Below are 17,104 nucleotides of genomic sequence, written 5' to 3'. Positions count from 1 at the left end.
GGTTAGGGTTGACCGTTGTGCCAGCCGTCCCGATGATCGGCCGGCACATCCCGAATCGTCAGGAGCGGCTGCTGCTGGGCGGCGCATAGGGCGTTTGTCTGGTGACGTAGATTCATTGGCACAGCGTCCGGGAGGTCACCTCCTGGGTTGGTTGCTAAGCGACGGGTTCGCTGAGTTCGCGCAGGACCAGCACTGCGGCTGAGCCCTCTTCGCAGGCTGGCCCGTACTGCATTGTGCCAGCCCGCTCGCTTGGGCGAAGCGTTGCTCGTAGATACCGCGGTGACAGAGGGTAGTCGGCCACTCACGTGCCCGGCGACATGCCTCTGGGCGTCGTCGAACCCACGATCCAGGACCGGACTTGTGCCAGGAAACAGGGGCGTGCTTGGTGCCAAACACTGAGAGCGGTGCCTCGCGGTGGTCACTGGAAGTACCGCTAGGTGGTTGCCCTGGTGACCTGTGGGCCGAGGGATGGAGTTGCTATTTCCGGCTGGTGTCCAGAAGCTCTATGCTCTGCTTGGTCCGCCCTTGGTACTCGTGTGTTGCTGGAGGTGCATATTCCTACGGGCGGGGGCTGGGAGAGCACAAATAACTAGGTGTCAGCTCCCAGGTAGCAGTTACGAAAGATCTCGACGGGAACTTGTCGTTGACCCCCTGTCGAACCTTGCTGCTGCGATGCTGTGACTGCATAGGCGTTGCCCCGCATCGGGTCGGCGTAGGCGGCAGGAGCGGTTCCTATGCTGCTGGAGTACGCGACGGGCGGATGTGCATGCACCTCCTCTCGGTTGGTTCCGGGTCCTGATGGAGCGGTCATTGCGGGACGCATCGCCGATGTTTCACGTGAAACGTATACAGGAGTCTGTGGCGTGAGTCGTCTATTGGCGGTGAGTCCAGGCTGGCTAGAGGTTCGCTTAGCCGCATGACTCTTAGAGGCTTTCCTCTGAAGGGACGGCGGTGGTCTCCGGTGACGTCCCGCCACATCTGCTAGTCATTGAACGGATGGAATACGGGGAACCTGAGCCAAGCTGATGTGCCGGACCTGGGCCATCTCCTCGGGGGCGTCCAGAGCTGTCAGGCATGGGAGGGCGGTCTGCGCTGGCAGTCATCGAATCCGGTCCCGCTGGGAAGCCAAGCCAATTCGTCTGATTAGAGAACTTATGCTGACTCCCCCACTCTGCCGGCGTAGATGGGGCGGCCCGTGAAGACTTTCAATATGAGGTACATGGACCGGAGCAGTCATCGACCTACTGGTCCGGCAGACATTTCGGCTATTCTCAGTGATCTGATCCACCGGCGTAAGAAGATTGGCTAGGCGGATACTAGGCGAGCATTCGTGGGGTGTTTCGAACGAAGGAGATAACTCCTGCTGGGCACCCCTTGGAGGCAGCCAGGGCTCACCATGGAGCGAGCAATCCAATGGCGATGTTTCACGTGAAACACGGCAGTGCAGTGTGACCCTTCAAGTCTCCAAGAAGGTCATCGAAGGATCGTTCATGCAGAATTGTTGGAATGGTCGCCACCCCCCCCCTAGGGGCTAGTGATCAGGTGAGCTTGCGGACTTGCGGGCTACAGAGTCAACCAGGCCAGAAGTCCGCGCGTACTCCGGGATTTTATATTTAGACTGGGGTGTTCGCGTAGAGTGAGGCCGAGTCCACGAGGGGCGTTGTCTGGAGGCCCGGTGCGCGTGAGGGTGAGAACAGGAAGAGTCACTGCTAAATCACCACCGGTAGCACTCGCGAACGTCCCGAAGGGCTACGGGCAGGCTCCGACACTGACTGGCTTTGATACCGGCATGCCCGGATCGCGACTTGTGGTTCGGACAGGTATCCCCCTGGCGCATGCGTCATGAGGGAAGGTCTACATACGAATCTGGCTGTCTCTCGGTCCTGGTTACTTTGACTGGTGAGAGTTTGCCGGGATGGTTAGCCGGCTTCGAGAACGGCTGCGTCGACCTGTGGGCAAATAAGACAAACCATCACCGCAGGGAGGATTATGCTGTTCGACTCGCAGTGCACCTTGTTGTGCCGCCATCGTGGCTTCTGCCTCTTGCGCACAGATAGAGAGGTACAGCTAAGGGCGGCCTTCAATTTATGGACGGAATACGGCACGAGTGATGTGCCTTAGCCATATTTGGAGCGCACCCCATTTCCACCCTGAGTACGTTTCACGTGAAACATGGGAGGGAGGAACACTCACCAGAGCGCCACGAAAATACCACGATACCGTTCCCTCGCCCCCTCACGGTCCTTCCCAAGAGGATCTCTGTCCGTCCTGCAGGCCTGCAGGAAGGGGTCCATTGAGGTCTGTTGTCTTTGGGATTAGGCCGTGGTCGCAGACGATCCGCAGGGCGCGCCTTCGCTAAGGGCGTGGTTGGTCCGACGTTTCACGTGAAACCAAGGTGCGCAGGCGAATGATTAGCACCCTTAAATCGGCACCAGCCGCGATGAGCTCCTGAAGCGACCTTGCCGCAGCCAAGGAGATGGCGCCATGGGACACGCGGCCGCTTCATTCCGCTGCATCCCGTTGTGCGGCACCGCTCCCCTCATTGGGCTCTACACGGTGGGGAAAGGAGCCAGCCCGCACCTTGGTGCCGGGAACCGCTCACCGGGGGGGGGCTGTAACAGCCTATCCAGTCAGTAAGTGAGTGCCCGGTGCCTGCCGTACGGGTCACGTTGTCGCCCGCGTTGCTCGTTGCCCGCAACCAGCGCTGTCCCGCCGCGCGCAACGTCATGCCAGCGCCCATCACAACCCCGTTACGTCCCGGTCCGGAGACGGCCCGGTGATTCCAAAGGCGGATTGGACTACCCCAAGCTAGAGAAAATACTCCATTCAAAGCCTGGCCAGACTGGGACAAGATAGAACTGCAAAACATCCCAGGAAGGTTGCTTACAGGAATGGCAACGACGCCGGCGCCTGGGTCCGGACAGGTCGCTGCCCTGGTTCCAGCCGAACTGACTGCCCCTCAGTATCAACCGGCCACTACATACGAAAAGCGGCGGCCAGCCCTCCTTATGAGAGGGGTGGCCACCGCTTCTAGCTAACCGGATCCCCGGTTAGCACGTGAACCGCCTAGGCGGTCCTCAAGCTAGGACAGGACGTCCGCAAATTCCTTCTCGAAGAACTGCTTAGGCTTGGCGCCAATAACGGTGTTCTTCACCTCGCCGCCCTGGAACAGGTAGACGGCGGGAATGGAGGTGATGCCGTACTCGGCTGCGATGGCAGGGTTGTCGTCAACGTTTACCTTGACCACATTGACCTTCTCGCTGTACTCAACAGAGATCTCGTCCAGGATGGGGCCCAGCTTGCGGCAGGGACCGCACCACTCAGCCCAGAAATCCACGATGACCGGCTTGTCGGCCGACAGTACATCCGCGCTGAAGCTTGCATCCGTTACGTCTTTTGCGTTGCTCATAACCTTGTTGTTTCCCTTCGGATCAATAGTGCGCTGTTTAGGCGTGGAAGTCTGCGAGGTAGTGCTCCACATCGATAGCTGCGACGCAGCCCGAGCCGGAAGCGGTAATGGCCTGGCGGTACGTGGGATCAACAACGTCGCCGGCGGCGAACACGCCCTTGACGCTCGTCCTGGAGCTGCGGCCCTCAACGGCAATGGTGCCCTCTGGCGTGAGTTCCAGAGTGTCCTTGATGAGGTCGGTGCGCGGATCGTTTCCGATGGCCACGAAGACGCCAGTTACGGCGAGTTCGGACTCGGTGCCGTCAACGAGGTTCTTCAACTTCAGTCCGGTGACCTTCTCTCCGCCGAGGACATCCTCGACGGCCGTGTTCCAGACAAAGTTGATCTTCTCGTGGGCCTGGGCACGGTCGGCCATGATCTTGGACGCCCTGAGCGTGTCCCGGCGGTGCACCACGGTGACGGACTTGGCGAACTTGGTGAGGAACAGCGCCTCCTCCATGGCTGAGTCTCCGCCGCCGATCACTGCAATGTCCTGGTCCTTGAAAAAGAAACCGTCGCAGGTTGCACACCAGCTAACGCCGTGGCCGGAGAGTCGCTTTTCATTGGGAAGACCAAGCTCGCGGTACGCCGATCCGGTGGACAGGATAACGGCGCGGGACTGGAAGGTCTCCCCCGTTGCGATGGTGACCGTCTTGATGTCGCCGTCGAGATCCAACGCGGTGACGTCCTCGAACTGGATTTCCGTGCCGAAGCGGGCGGCCTGCTTTTCGAAGTTCTCCATGAGGTCAGGACCCATGATGCCTTCAGGGAAACCGGGGTAGTTTTCCACGTCGGTGGTGTTCATCAGTTCCCCGCCGGCAGTGACGGAACCGGCAAGGAGCAGCGGCTTCAGGTTGGCTCGCGCCGTATAAACTGCGGCCGTGTAGCCTGCAGGGCCGGAGCCGACGATGATGACATCACGTACCTGGGACGCGGTGTTTTCTGCGTTGCTCACTGAACGGTGAACCTCTTCCTTTGTCGATGCGCCTGCTTTTGCTGGCCGGCCACATGGCACAACCCATTGTTGATCCTGAATATTCCGGGCATGGACGGAGGCCAACAAGACGCCACCACTCAGGGTACCGTCTTGCCGGGGCGGGAGACACCGTGTTACCGGGCCTCGAGGGTCTCTAGGGTCTGTTCCTGCAGGGGGTCAGGGGGCTACTGAACCTTGATCTCGGCGAGGCGGAGGCCGTAGCCGAAGCGGGTCTTCGGTGCGGCCAGCTTGGGGAGGTTCTTGATGGACACGATCACGTACTGCGCCGTGACCGGCTCGGAAAGCGGCATGGTCAGGTCCGGTGACGTGAAGCTGTTGGTTCCCACCTGCTTGGCGCCTTCCAGCGAGGGGCGATCATTCGTCAGGACGCTGATGTTGCCGCCGCTGCCGCCGAGCTGGCTGAGCGTGATGGACGAAACTTTCGAGGGACTCTTCAGCTTCACTACGAGGGAAACATCAGGAGCAAGACCGCCCCAGTTGTCGGTGGCGAACTCCATGTCCGACCAGTAACTGGCCCCGTTGCCGTCGAACGTCTTGGAAAGGTCACCGTCGTACGTTGCGGCAAAATCAAAGTTGCCCAGCCGGGAGACTCCTTCGACGGCCGGCGGACCCGCCACGGGAGCTGAGGACTCGGTGGCTGTCGGCGCTCCGGTGGTCTGCGGCTGGGACGTGTTGCTGGAGTTCCCCGGAGCGGGATTGGTCTGGGGTTCGCTCTTGAACAGGCTTCCGAGGTTGGAAACGGCGAAGATCAAACCCACCACGAGGACGGCGGCCAGCAGCCCACCCACGAGCCAGCGCATGGACCGCGGCTCGCGCTCCGGCGGCTCTTCGTCGTCGTAGTATTCGTCAGTTTCGTCGCCGCGGCCGCCACCGGCGAAGGCCGGGAATGTGGCTGCCATCCGCTCCCGGGCGGTCCTGGCCGGCCCGGTTGAGGGGGCCTCCTCCTCGGGGTGTTCGTAGTCGTTATCTTCCCACAGGGACACTTTGGGGGATTCGGCAGCGGGAGCCTGCGTATTGATGGCTTCGGTGTCCCGCCCGCCGTTGTGGACAGCCTGCTGCGGCGTCGTGGCCTGCGGCGCGGTGGAAGGACTTTTGGAGTCCCTGCCCGCAGCGGCCGCTCCGGCAGCAAGACCCGCTGCACCGGCCGCACCGGCGGCTGCAGCTCCTACCCCGTTTCCTCTCGCCCCGCCGGGACGCGCTGCACCGGCACCGGAGCCGGCGGAGCCAACAGACGGGGCCGACGCCGGACGCACGGGTGCGGCGCGGGGAGGAACTACAGGAGGTACAACGGGCGGAGATGACTGCTTGCGGTCCTGGGCGGCCGGATGGTTGTTGCCGTAGTTGATATAGCCGGCTTCAACCTCTTCTTCGTCGTATTGGCCGTCATATGTTTCCGGTTCGTGGGACCGCGCGTGGCCGAAAATTTCGCTACCCAGGGTGTCCGTAAAGAAGGGCTCAACGTAGGGCGGATTGGAGGCAACCACAAGGTCCAGGAGATCGGCAGCTGACGTGTGGTTGGTGATCAGGTAGGTGGTGGAGTCGCTGACGCCAAGGTCAAGGATCTGCACATTTCCGGGCCGCTCCCCGGTGGCAACCTCGCGGGCGCTCTGGGCCACCTGCTCCGCGTTGTCCGGACCCGCCACCAGGATGCTCACCGGCCGGTTGAGGACCTGGTCAACGCCATCCAGCACCAGATCATGGTCGTGTGAGGTCAATACGGTGGCGGTGACCTTGTAGCGGCCGCCGAGCACTGATCCAACATCGATCGGGTGGGACACGGGTTCCTCCTAGACTGTCCGGGGAACCGCGCCTCAATGCTGCGACAGCGGATACGCCGGTTAGCCGGTTAATTTCTGGTCTGTAACTACTACCCTAGTTAGCTTCTGATCCTAGCCGATGGTGCGTTACGGCCGCGTGAGACAGGCGCGGTGAACCGCGGCGATGTCACCTTTTCTTCCGGCGCCGACTTTCTGACCGCCCCCTGAAGTACGGGTTGCGACCGGCCCTGCCTTGGAATGTCCGGCGTCCAGGCAGCGGGATTTCGTCGCGCATGAAGCTCCCGCGCGCGGTGTTGGGTTCTTCCTCGGCCGGCAGGTATTCGCCGGTGGAGCCCTGGTGCACGTCGGGGTGGGCCACCGGTTCCTCAACCTGCGGTCCCGCACGGAACGACGCTGCGTCGAACTCGCCGGAAATCCGCGGGATCAACCCGGTGTCCACCGAAACGGTGGCTCGCTCCGGCGTCGTCCGTTCCGGCTGGGAACCGGTGCCCGCCGGTGTACCGGGGGCGGACTCCGCCGGTGCGGCTGCGGAAGCGGCCCTCCGGCCCAGGCGGCCGAGGAGCGGCTGCAGCAGGTCGCGAAGTTCCGTGACGTGGAAGAGCTTCAGCAGGAGGAGGTACGCCACGAGCATTACAGGCCCGACGACGACGATGGTCACCAGGGCCTGGATCCTGCCGCTCCAGGCGAAGCCGTCCGCGCTGTAGCTGCCCATCAGCCACAGCGCAACGGCACCGGCCAGCGCGGAACCCAAGGCGGCATACCCCATCCGGATGTACGAATTGGCGATCCGCGGGCCGTCCAGGTGCCCCAGGAGGCGGCGGAGGAAGAAAGCGCTCACAATCACGGAAAGAATATTGCCGCCCGTGTAGAGGATCGCGATGGCGAAGATGATCCGGTCGAAGGGCAGGAACTGGATGGAGAAGGCCGCAACCACATTCACGATGGCCAGGACCAACTGGATGTAGAAGGGAGTGCGGGCGTCCTCATTGGCATAGAAGACCCTGGACATCATGAAGTTGGCGCTCATGAACGGTGTGCTGAGGGCGAGGATGGTGAGCGTCTGGGCGAGCATCACGCCGTCCTGCACCTTGCCGCCGGAGAAGAACATGCCCAGCGGACCGGCCAGCGCAAAGAGCGCCAAAGCCCCGAACACCGTGGCCACCGCCATGGTGCGGAGCCCGTGGGACAGCGCCTCCCGGAGTCCTGCCCGGTCGCCGTCCTGGGATGCCCGGGTCATCCGGTTGAACAGCACCGTGGCCAGCGAGAGGGCAATGATGGAGTGCGGCAGCAGGTACAGCTGGCTGGCCACCTCCAGCACGGCGTTGCCGGGCAGGAAGCTTGCTGCCGGGTCCCCCGCCCGCTCAAGGCGGAGCCGCTCGGTACCCGGAATGGTGGCAATGCGCATGACGTACAGGAAGGCCAGCTGGCCGACGGCGGCAGTGAGGAGCGTCCACACGCTCAGTTTCGCTGCCTGCCCCAGGCCTACCCCGCGCCAGCCGAATTTCGGACGGAGCCCAAGACGGAGCCGGAACACCGGTATCAGCAGGATGGCTGTCTGGGACACCACGCCGATGGTGGAGAACCCGGCGATGAGGAACGTCTGCGTAGGTCCCCAGTTGTCCAGGGTGTGGGGGTTGGTGACGTTGGCCCCGAGGATCCAGATGAACATGCCCAGGCCGGCAATGGCCACGATGTTGTTCAGGATCGGTGCCCACATTGCCGGACCGAATGCCCCGTTGGCGTTCAAAACCTGCGTCAGGAGGGCATACAGGCCGTAAAAGAAGATCTGGGGCAGGCACCAGAACGCGAAAGAGACCGCCAGCGATTTCTGTTCGGGAGAATAGCCCTGCGTGGTCAGCTCAATGACCCAGGGAGCCAGCAGGGTGACGAGCAGGGTCAGGCTGAGAAGTACCACGACAGCCAGGGTGAGCAGGCGGCTGATGTAGTCCGCTCCCCTGTCCGGTGCCTTGCTGGCTTTGATGATCTGGGGCACCAAAACGGCGTTGAAGACTCCGCCGGCCACCAGCAGGAAGATCAGGTTTGGCAGGTTGTTGGCATTGATGAAGGTGTCATTGACCGTGGAGCCGAGGCCCAGGGCCGCTCCCAGCATCCACGTCTTGCCGAAGCCCAGGAAACGGGAGACCAGGGTCCCGGCGGCCATGATGGCGCTGGAACGGGCTTCTCCGTGCTGGACAGTCCTGGATTCGGCCTGGGAATCCGCGGAGCCGGATTCGGGGGAAGCTGGATTAGCTGCTGACATGGCCTTCATCGTCTCAAAGGTGCGCAGTTAGGCACGTGGGCGGCGCTTCATGGAATCAGTCACGGGACCTCAGAGGTGTTCCGGCAGGACTTCTCTGGCGAGGTCGGCGATGCGGCGCTCATTCGGAAAGGACAGCTTGCGGGCGAGTTCCTGGATGGGGACCCAGGCGACGTCCACGGCTTCCTGGTCGGGATCGTTTTCGATGGTCAGCTCGCCGCCCGTGGCCCGGAGCAGGTAGTGGTGTACGGTCTTGTGGACGCGGTGTCCGCTGACGGTGAACCAGTAGTCGATGCTCCCCAGCGGGGCCAGGATGTCGCCGCTGATGCCGGTTTCCTCGGCGATTTCGCGGACGGCCGCTTCCTCGTTCTTTTCCTTGCCCTCCGGGTGGCCCTTAGGCAGGCACCATTCGAGGCGTCCGCCGCGGTTGAGGCGGGCGATGATCGCAACCCTCAGCTCGCCGTCGGACGTGTCAACGACGACGCCGCCGGCGGAGATTTCCTCAACGGTGGGCAGCGAGGCCGGCCCGGGGTGCTGGGCGGGCGCGACATGGGCACCGATTGCCGACGGCAACGGTGGGTTTGTCCTCCTGCCAGGAGCACTCGGTACGGGATGGGCCATGAAGTCCACTCTAACGACTCTTGCCCGTTGGTGATGACCGGAACATGACAAGAAAGTGGACTGCGTGTGACGCGAATTCCGGAACCGGGGGCGTAACGGCGCGGTTAGGCGGCCCCGATTGGTGCTTGTTGGCGTGGTTTTCTGACAAGCTTAAGTAACTATGGCGCACGCACATCAAAAGTCCGACCCGCACACCGTCGATTTCCAGGTGGACCCGGTGGTCCTGGAGCTCGGGCAGCGCTTCGTCGATGCCGGGCATGAATTGTCGCTGGTGGGCGGCCCTGTGCGTGACCTCTTCCTCGGCAGGACCTCCCCCGATCTTGACTTCACCACGGACGCCACCCCGGACCAGACCCTCGCGCTGATCAAGAAATGGGCGGACAACTTCTGGGAGATCGGACGGGCATTCGGCACCATCGGAATGCGGAAGTCCGGCTTCCAGATCGAGATCACCACCTACCGCGCCGAAGCGTACGACCCCGAGTCGCGGAAACCCATGGTCGCCTTCGGGTCTTCGCTGACCGACGACCTTCTTCGCCGGGACTTCACCATCAATGCCATGGCGTTGCGGCTGCCCTCGATGGAGCTGATCGACCCCTTCGGCGGTGTCCGCGACCTCCACGCCTCCGTACTGGCTACGCCCGGTGCGCCGGAGACGTCCTTTTCCGACGACCCGCTGCGCATGATGCGGGCGGCCCGCTTTGCCTCCCAGCTCGGTGTGTCGGTCCGCGCGGACGTGAAGCAGGCAATGTCGCAGATGGCGGAACGGATCACCATCATTTCCGCGGAGCGTATTCGCGAGGAACTGGTGAAGCTCATCTGCGGAGCCCGTCCCCGCGTGGGCATCGACCTCCTGGTGGACACCGGCCTGGCCGAATTCGTCCTGCCGGAAGTCTCCGCCCTGCGCCTGGAAGCCGACGAACACCACCGGCACAAGGACGTCTACCAGCACTCGCTGCAGGTGCTGGAGCAGGCTGCGTCCCTGGAGACGGATTCCGACGGCGCCGTGCCCGGCCCCGATTTTGTCCTGCGGTTTGCGGCGCTGATGCACGACGTCGGCAAGCCGGTTACGCGCCGTTTTGAACCGGGCGGCGCGGTGAGCTTCCGACACCACGACATGGTGGGCTCCAAACTGACCAAGAAGCGGATGAAGGCCCTCCGCTTCGATAACGACACCATCAAGGCGGTTGCCCGGCTGGTAGAGCTGCACATGCGCTTCTACGGTTACGGAGAGGCCGGCTGGAGCGACTCGGCGGTCCGCCGCTATGTTACGGACGCAGGTCCCCTCCTGGAGCGGCTGCACCTGCTGACGAGGTCCGATGTGACCACCCGCAACCAGCGCAAGGCGGACCGGCTGTCCTTTGCCTATGACGACCTTGAGGCGCGCATCGCGGGGCTGCGTGAGCAGGAATCACTGGAAGCGGTCCGGCCCGACCTGGACGGCGGCCAGATCATGGCCTTGCTCGGACTGAAGCCCGGCCCCGTGGTGGGCAAGGCCTACAAGTTCCTGCTTGAACAGCGGATGGAGCACGGCCCGCTCGATCCGGCAGTGGCGGAGGCCAGGCTCCGCGAGTGGTGGGCGGACCAGCCCGAAGCCGCCGAACAACAGCCTGCCGCCGGCGTCGAACTTTCCACTACCGAGGAGTCCTAAGTGGTTTCACTTAACAGCACTGCCCGCCCCCAGCTCTGGATCCTGCGCCACGGCGAGACCGAATGGTCCAAGAGCGGCCAGTACACCGGACTCACCGACCTGCCCCTGACGGTGGAGGGCGAGCAGCAGTCTGTCGAGGCACGCAAGATCCTCGACGCCGTCGACTTCGACCTGGTGCTGACCTCACCGTTGCGGAGGGCACGCCGCACGGCGGAACTGGCGGGATTTCCCGATGCCGAACAGGAACCGCTCGCAGTGGAATGGAACTATGGCGATTATGAGGGAATCAGCTCCGACCTGATCCGCAAGGACAATCCGGAGTACCTGATCTGGACCCACGGCGTGCCCAACGGCGAAGCCCTGGAGGAAGTTGCTGCACGGGCGGACAAGATAGTGGCCCGTGTGCTGGAATCCGGACTGGACAATGTCCTCATTGTGGCCCACGGACACTTCTCCAGGATCCTGACGGCGCGCTGGCTGGGGCTGGACCCGCACGAAGGCCGCCATTTCATCCTGGGTACAGCGAAAGTCTGCACCCTTGGATGGGACAAGAAGACTCCAGCCATAGTCCGCTGGGGACTATAAAGACGATTTATAAAATACTTCCGGGAATCTTCTGAATTCAGTAGTCAAAGGCCCGGAGGATAGTGTAATTTTATTCCTGACCCTAGAGCGTTTTGCCAGGGTCATCGGCGCGCGTTGTTCGGCTGGTCAATTGTCCAGTCAGTCAACCGAACAGCGGCATAGCAGAAAAGGAGGTTGGGAAATGATTACTTTGACTAGCGGATGGAAGATGACCATCACCGCGTTCCCGGCCCCGGCTGCTTCCAACGCCCACTTCACGGACTGACTGCCTCCTAACCTGCGGACTCCGGCCCTTCGGCCGGCATCCTGGTAGCCGGCTTCCTGTCCAAGAAAACCGGCCGGCAGTCGGCCGTCCACGCGGGCCCATGCGGTTGCGCAACACCCCATAGTTCGGAACCAGCTTCTTGTCGGGACTGAGGCGTACCTGCATTCGGGGGCCATTCTTCGCTTAGCGAAATCCACCAATTGCTCCTGGCGTTTTTTGTTCCGGGAAATATCCACCCGGGCATTTCCATGCCCTAATTCCCGCCGTCAATTCCGTCAATTAACTGGCCCTAATTGTCATGCCCAATTTCGGGTGCAATCCAACTAACAAAGGATCCACGTGAGCATCACCGCCAGCACCACCACACAGGCCGATCGTGTCCGACGCCGCCGAACAACGCCGCGGGAGGAGGTAACCATGATGGAAAGACTCCGACGCGTTCTGCGCCTGGGTTGGCAGCCAGCGCTCAAAGACCAGACGCTGTTCAACGGCCAGCTCTTGGACCAGAAGCGTGAAGATGTCTACGTCGTACTGCACCAGATGGGCGGCGTCATCCGCTGAGCCGCGTCCTTCCTTTCTGAACATCCCGGGCTGCAGCCGGGAAGGAAATATCAAGGAGGAACCGATGGCATCGAGCCGTATCCATGCCCAAAAAGCCCACGCGGCGACGCGTGGGCTTTTTGTTTGCCGGAACGCCTGTCATTCCGGGGCAGTCGGAGCGCAACCGCGACGGTAAGCTCGGGGGATGCAGGAGACATTGCCGCCGGCGCACCGAAAGAGAACGCGCCTGGTCATCCCGAGCCGTAGCGATCTCCTGCTCAGGAACTTCACTGAACTCATCGGCGGCCCGATGGGGAGGCGTACCGCGCCGGGCATTGTCGCACCCGGAGTGTTCACCGTGGAACGCGTCCTCATCATCCTTACCGTGATGGCAGCCATGGCAAGCGTCCTGGTCAAGAACTACTGCCGGTCAAACGGCTGGGAGTCGCCGGGACAGTTCTACTCCACCTGCTACTCGGACTTCCCGGAGCTCTTCCGCAACAGGGGACTCGGCGAGGGCACCTTCCCCTTCTTCAGCGAAGGCAGTTTCTTCGAATATCCGGTCCTGATGGGCATCATCGCCGGGCTGACGGCCATGCTGCTCCCCGGACAGGGCGCCACGGACGCGCGCATCCTCGGTTACTTCGACGTCAACGCCACCCTCATCGCCGCCGTCTGGATCGTCACGGTCCTCGCAACAGCCCGCATGAGCAGGCGCCGGCCCTGGGACGCCGCCATGGTGGCCGTAGCCCCCGGAATAATCCTCGCCGGGGTGATCAACTGGGACATGTGGGCGGTGGGCCTGCTCGCCGTCGGCATGTATTTCTTTTCCCGCAAACGGCTGGTGCTGGCCGGCGTCTTCATTGGCCTGGGGACGGCCACCAAGCTGTATCCGTTGTTGGTCTTCGGCGCGATCCTCCTCCTGGCCCTGAGGACCGGAAAGATCCGGCCGCTGCTCGTCACGGCAGCGGCCGCCGCAGCGGCCTGGCTCGCCGTCAACGTTCCCATAGCCGCCATGAACCCCTCGGGCTGGACGTACTTCTACCAGTTCACGGAGGACCGCCCCGCCGGTTACAGCTCCCCCTGGTTCGCCTACAACCTGGTGGCCGGTCGCCTGCAGTGGCTGCCGCTGGGGTCCGAGGCCATCAACGCCCTCGCCCTCAACCTCTTCCTCATCAGCTGCATACTCATCGCCGTCCTGGCCCTGACAGCACCGCGCCGGCCCCGGCTGGCGCAGCTGGCGTTCCTGATCGTTGCCGCATTCATCCTGACGAACAAGGTGTACTCACCCCAGTTCGTCATCTGGCTCATCCCCCTGCTTGCCCTGGCCCGTCCGCGCTGGCGCGACTTCCTCATCTGGCAGGGGATCGAAGGACTTCACTGGGCGGCCGTGTGGATGTACCTGGGGCAGGCGACCAGCGGCGGCCCGACGCAGCACAACATCGATATGCCGTATTACGTACTGGCGGTGGCCCTGCATATGATTGCCACGGCCTACTTGATGGTCCGCGTGGCGTGGGACATCTGGGACCCGGGTTACGACGTGGTCCGCCGCCACTCGCTGGACGATCCCCAGGGCGGCCCGTTCGACGGCGTTGGGGACTGGCTGCGGATAAACCCGGCAGACCCCGCGGCCTCAACACTCCCCTGGCGGCGGGCGGCCAGCGATGCCTGACGTCGCCGTCGTCGGATCCGGCCCGAACGGGCTCGCCGCTGCCGTGGCCATGGCCCGCGCGGGCCTCAAGGTGCACGTATTCGAAGCCGCGGGCACCCCCGGAGGCGGCCTGCGGACGTCGGAGCTGATGCAGCCCGGCCACCTGCACGACATTTGCTCTGCTGTCCAGCCGATGGCCCTCGCCTCACCGTTCTTCCAGGCCTTCGAGCTGTCCCGTCGGATTGACCTCGTTACTCCGGAGCTTTCCTTCGGATCGCCCCTGGACGGCGGCCGGGCCGCCCTTGCCTTCCGCTCCCTGGACCGCACTGCCGCAGGGCTCGGCCGGGACGGCCCGGCCTACCGGCGCCTGATGGCACCGCTGGTCCGCCGGGTGGAGGGCATTGCCGACTTCACGCTCAACCAGCTCCTGCGGGTCCCCCGTGACCCGCTTGCCGCGGTGCTCTTCGGCCTGCGGACCCTCGGGCAGGGCTCAGCGGCCTGGAACGCCGGATTCAAGGACGAACTGGCGCCGGCCCTCCTGACCGGCGTCGCCGCGCACTCCGTGGGGCGGCTGCCGTCGCTGGCACCCGCGGGGGCGGGTCTGATGCTCGGGACGCTGGCGCATGCGCAGGGCTGGCCGATTCCCGTGGGCGGATCAGCGTCCATCGCCGGTGCCATGGTGCGGGATATCGAGGCCCACGGGGGCACGGTGGAAACAGGACGTCGGATCGAATCCCTGGCCGAACTTCCGCCTGCCAGGGCCACGCTGCTGGACATTGCCCCGCCGGCACTGCTCAGGCTTGCCGGGGACAGGCTGCCAGCCGGTTACCGCCGTTCCCTTGAGTCGTTCCGCTTTGGAAATGCCGCCTGCAAAGTCGATTTCATCCTGTCCGGTCCTGTTCCGTGGGAGGCTGCGGGACTGGCAGATGCGGGAACTGTCCACGTGGGCGGCACACGTGCCGAGATGGCCGAAGCGGAAAACCAGGTGGCCGCGGGGAAACATCCGGAACGGCCCTATGTCCTGGTGTCCCAGCCGTCACGGTTCGACGATTCCCGGGCACCGGAAGGGCGGCACATCCTGTGGACGTACTGCCATGTACCGGCAGGGTCAACGGTGGACATGGCGGAGGCGGTGACGGCCCAGCTGGAACGCTTCGCACCCGGTTTCCGGGACCTCGTGGTCCAGGTGCACGTGACGACGGCGGCGGGGCTGGCGGAATACAACCAGAACTATGTGGGCGGAGACTTTGCCGCCGGCCTGATGGATCTCCGCGGACTGATCCAGCGGCCGGTGATCAGCGCCGTACCCTGGCGCACCCCCCTGTCAGGCGTGTACTTGTGCTCCTCGTCAACACCTCCCGGGCCGGGCGTTACCGGCATGCCCGGGTTCCACGCTGCAAGATATGCCCTGAAAGATATATTCGGATTGCGTATGCCCGTTCTCGGACTGAAGCTTTAGGCAGGCCTTCCGGATCAGGAGACGGGGTACCCCGACGGAACCGCGTCCGGGTTCGGGTCCGGGTTTGCGACCGTGAAGCGGGAGCGGGGGTGGGACGGTGATTCCAACTCGTCCAGCATGGCCACGGCGAAGTCCTGCGTGGTGATGGACCGGCCGGCGGGCGAATTGTCCGCTGTCACGTACCTGCCGCTCCGGGTTCCCGGCTGCATGACGGGGGCGGGCGCCAGCATGGTCCAGTTGAGGGTCTCCGGAGCTGAGCGGATTTCATCGTAGGCGGCGGCCATGCTGCGTGCCTCGGGACGGTAGGGTTCGGGAAACTCGGGGGAATCGCAGAGCCGCGTTCCATTGATTTCGAGCGCCCCGGCTCCGCCCACCACCAGCAGCCGCGTGGTGCCGGCACTGGCAAAGGCTGCCTTCATGGCTGCCAGCCATTCGCCATGATCGCCGCCCGTCCGGCTGGGCACCGTGGCCAGCACAACGGCGTCGTGGTCCTGGGCGACGTTACTGAACGTGCGCAGGTCCGCCAGTTCTGCGCGGCATGCAGTGGCGCCCGGTACCGCTGCGCCCGTCCGCGAAATGGCGGTGACGTCATGGCCGCGCCGCAGCGATTCCTTGACGATCTGTCCGCCCACCATCCCGGTGGCACCGTACACTGCGATTTTCATGGCGCTCCTTGTATTGGGTACCGTAGGAATTCACAGTATCTCTAGGATACCTAGGGACGAAGCAGAAACGAGGTGCTGAATGGATACCATTACGACCGACGCCAGGCCCGGTGCAGACATCATGGATCCGCGGTGCCCGTCCAGGGTGGTTTTCCAGAGAATCGGCGACAAATGGGCGTCGCTGGTGGTCCAGGTGCTGGCCGATGGACCCGTCCGCTTCTCCGAATTACGCAAGCATGTCCATGTGATCACGCCCAAGGTGCTGACCCAGACCCTGAGGGCGCTGGAAAGGGACGGGCTGGTGACCCGGACCGTGTTCGCCCAAGTCCCGCCGCGGGTCGATTACCAGCTGACCGACCTGGGGCGGTCACTGCTCGGCCCCCTCGCCGTCCTCCGGGAATGGGCCGAGTCCAACGTCCCCACCATCCTGCACGCCAGGGATGCCTACGACGACGCCCGTGAGGGGACGCCGCCGGAGGGATGAAGGGCGGAAATCCGTCCATCCCGCATGGTGGCCACGGCATCCGTCAGCGGCACGAACTCGGTGTCGTGCGTGACCATCACCGTGGCCACGTTGAATTCGTCGGTGACCTCGCGCAGGAGCCGGACAATCCCGGCACTCCGCTCGTGGTCCAGCGCCGCAGTCGGTTCATCCACGAGCAGTACCTTGGGCCGGCCCATCAGTGCCCGTGCAATGTTGACGCGCTGCCGCTGTCCGCCCGACAACTGGTGAGGGCGCTTGTCCCCGACCGTCCCGAGTCCGACCACGTCCAGGAGTTCGGCCGCGCGCTTGCGGGCGGCCGGCAGCGGCTTCCCGCGCAGGTGGTCCGCCAGCAGGAGCTGTTCGGCCGCAGTCAACGACGGCAGGAGATTGGGTTGCTGGAAAATGATGCCGATCTTCTCCCTGCGCAGGGAGGTTAGCTCGGCGTCCCGCAGGGCCGTGACCTCCTGGCCATCGATTGCCACAGTGCCCGATGTGGGGCGGAGCAGCGCAGCGGAGACTGCCAGCACGGAGGACTTTCCGGAGCCTGAGGGCCCTACCAGGGCGAGGAAGTCCCCTGCGCCAAGGGCAAGGCTTACCTGGTCCAGCGCCTTGAGGGTGGAGTCTCCGTCCGGGTACTCGAGCGTGACGTTGACGAGGTTGAGCGGGGTATCCAATGAGTATTCCTTTCGAGGAATATAGC

13 protein-coding genes are annotated in these 17,104 nt (G+C 63.7%); 6 read left to right on the top strand and 7 right to left on the bottom strand.

From position 1 onward, the window contains the following. Nucleotides 1–3,082: 3,082 nt before the first annotated feature. The 5 genes from trxA to TV39_RS06365 all read right to left on the bottom strand — a co-directional run bounded on the left by trxA (nt 3,083) and on the right by TV39_RS06365 (nt 9,101). Nucleotides 3,083–3,409 carry a thioredoxin gene (gene trxA, locus TV39_RS06385; protein WP_043479779.1) on the bottom strand — a complete coding sequence of 109 codons (327 nt, stop codon included), beginning with the start codon at nt 3,407–3,409 and terminating at the stop codon, nt 3,083–3,085. Nucleotides 3,410–3,446: 37 nt separating this feature from the next. Then, nucleotides 3,447–4,403: a thioredoxin-disulfide reductase gene (gene trxB, locus TV39_RS06380; RefSeq protein ID WP_043479775.1), complete on the bottom strand. Its 957-nt coding sequence runs from the start codon at nt 4,401–4,403 to the stop codon at nt 3,447–3,449. Nucleotides 4,404–4,609: 206 nt separating this feature from the next. Next, complete coding sequence (locus TV39_RS06375; protein ID WP_043479773.1) at nt 4,610–6,223, bottom strand: ABC transporter substrate-binding protein; 1,614 nt, start codon at nt 6,221–6,223, stop codon at nt 4,610–4,612. Nucleotides 6,224–6,389: 166 nt separating this feature from the next. Then, nucleotides 6,390–8,483, bottom strand: coding sequence for a murein biosynthesis integral membrane protein MurJ (gene murJ / locus TV39_RS06370; protein WP_043479771.1), 2,094 nt, complete (start codon nt 8,481–8,483; stop codon nt 6,390–6,392). A gap of 69 nt (nt 8,484–8,552) precedes the next feature. After that, a complete protein-coding gene (locus tag TV39_RS06365; RefSeq protein ID WP_011693979.1) occupies nt 8,553–9,101 on the bottom strand; it encodes an NUDIX hydrolase in 549 nt (182 codons plus the stop codon). Between the two features lie 160 nt (nt 9,102–9,261). Here TV39_RS06365 and TV39_RS06360 point away from each other — a divergent pair, with 160 nt between their 5' ends. From TV39_RS06360 to TV39_RS06345, 5 genes are all read left to right on the top strand, one after another. Continuing rightward, the gene (locus TV39_RS06360) at nt 9,262–10,752 is read left to right on the top strand and encodes a CCA tRNA nucleotidyltransferase (protein ID WP_043479768.1); all 1,491 of its coding nucleotides are present in this window, start codon (nt 9,262–9,264) and stop codon (nt 10,750–10,752) included. Beyond that, nucleotides 10,753–11,337, top strand: a complete 585-nt coding sequence (locus tag TV39_RS06355; RefSeq protein ID WP_043479767.1) for a histidine phosphatase family protein — start codon at nt 10,753–10,755, stop codon at nt 11,335–11,337. It begins immediately after the preceding gene. Nucleotides 11,338–12,019: 682 nt separating this feature from the next. Next, nucleotides 12,020–12,163 carry a hypothetical protein gene (locus TV39_RS22330; RefSeq protein ID WP_200890964.1) on the top strand — a complete coding sequence of 48 codons (144 nt, stop codon included), beginning with the start codon at nt 12,020–12,022 and terminating at the stop codon, nt 12,161–12,163. Between the two features lie 184 nt (nt 12,164–12,347). Then, on the top strand, nt 12,348–13,817 hold the full coding sequence (locus TV39_RS06350; RefSeq protein WP_043479766.1) for a glycosyltransferase family 87 protein: 1,470 nt from the start codon (nt 12,348–12,350) through the stop codon (nt 13,815–13,817). Continuing rightward, nucleotides 13,810–15,255, top strand: a complete 1,446-nt coding sequence (locus TV39_RS06345; protein WP_043479764.1) for a phytoene desaturase family protein — start codon at nt 13,810–13,812, stop codon at nt 15,253–15,255. The genes TV39_RS06350 and TV39_RS06345 overlap by 8 nt, the downstream gene beginning before the upstream one ends. Before the next feature lie 14 nt (nt 15,256–15,269). Here TV39_RS06345 and TV39_RS06340 read toward each other — a convergent pair whose 3' ends face one another. Beyond that, on the bottom strand, nt 15,270–15,920 hold the full coding sequence (locus TV39_RS06340; RefSeq protein ID WP_043479762.1) for an NAD(P)-dependent oxidoreductase: 651 nt from the start codon (nt 15,918–15,920) through the stop codon (nt 15,270–15,272). A 79-nt stretch (nt 15,921–15,999) separates the two neighbouring features. Between TV39_RS06340 and TV39_RS06335 the strand changes: the two genes are divergently transcribed. Further along, on the top strand, nt 16,000–16,404 hold the full coding sequence (locus TV39_RS06335) for a winged helix-turn-helix transcriptional regulator (RefSeq protein ID WP_043479761.1): 405 nt from the start codon (nt 16,000–16,002) through the stop codon (nt 16,402–16,404). Here TV39_RS06335 and TV39_RS06330 read toward each other — a convergent pair. After that, complete coding sequence (locus TV39_RS06330) at nt 16,365–17,078, bottom strand: ABC transporter ATP-binding protein (RefSeq protein WP_043479759.1); 714 nt, start codon at nt 17,076–17,078, stop codon at nt 16,365–16,367. The genes TV39_RS06335 and TV39_RS06330 overlap by 40 nt on opposite strands. Between the last annotated feature and the right edge of the window lie 26 nt (nt 17,079–17,104).

It is taken from the genome of Arthrobacter sp. SPG23, from assembly GCF_000876655.1.
GTDB lineage: Bacteria > Actinomycetota > Actinomycetes > Actinomycetales > Micrococcaceae > Arthrobacter.
This window is presented reverse-complemented; position numbering and strand designations above follow the sequence as displayed.

Coding starts and splice junctions, on each gene's coding strand:
- murJ (WP_043479771.1), bottom strand. CDS start 8,483: ATGTCAGCAGCTAATCCAGCTTCCCCCGAATCCGGCTCCGCGGATTCC.
- TV39_RS22330 (WP_200890964.1), top strand. CDS start 12,020: ATGATGGAAAGACTCCGACGCGTTCTGCGCCTGGGTTGGCAGCCAGCG.
- TV39_RS06340 (WP_043479762.1), bottom strand. CDS start 15,920: ATGAAAATCGCAGTGTACGGTGCCACCGGGATGGTGGGCGGACAGATC.
- TV39_RS06365 (WP_011693979.1), bottom strand. CDS start 9,101: ATGGCCCATCCCGTACCGAGTGCTCCTGGCAGGAGGACAAACCCACCG.
- TV39_RS06360 (WP_043479768.1), top strand. CDS start 9,262: ATGGCGCACGCACATCAAAAGTCCGACCCGCACACCGTCGATTTCCAG.
- TV39_RS06350 (WP_043479766.1), top strand. CDS start 12,348: ATGCAGGAGACATTGCCGCCGGCGCACCGAAAGAGAACGCGCCTGGTC.
- TV39_RS06345 (WP_043479764.1), top strand. CDS start 13,810: ATGCCTGACGTCGCCGTCGTCGGATCCGGCCCGAACGGGCTCGCCGCT.
- TV39_RS06335 (WP_043479761.1), top strand. CDS start 16,000: ATGGATACCATTACGACCGACGCCAGGCCCGGTGCAGACATCATGGAT.
- trxA (WP_043479779.1), bottom strand. CDS start 3,409: ATGAGCAACGCAAAAGACGTAACGGATGCAAGCTTCAGCGCGGATGTA.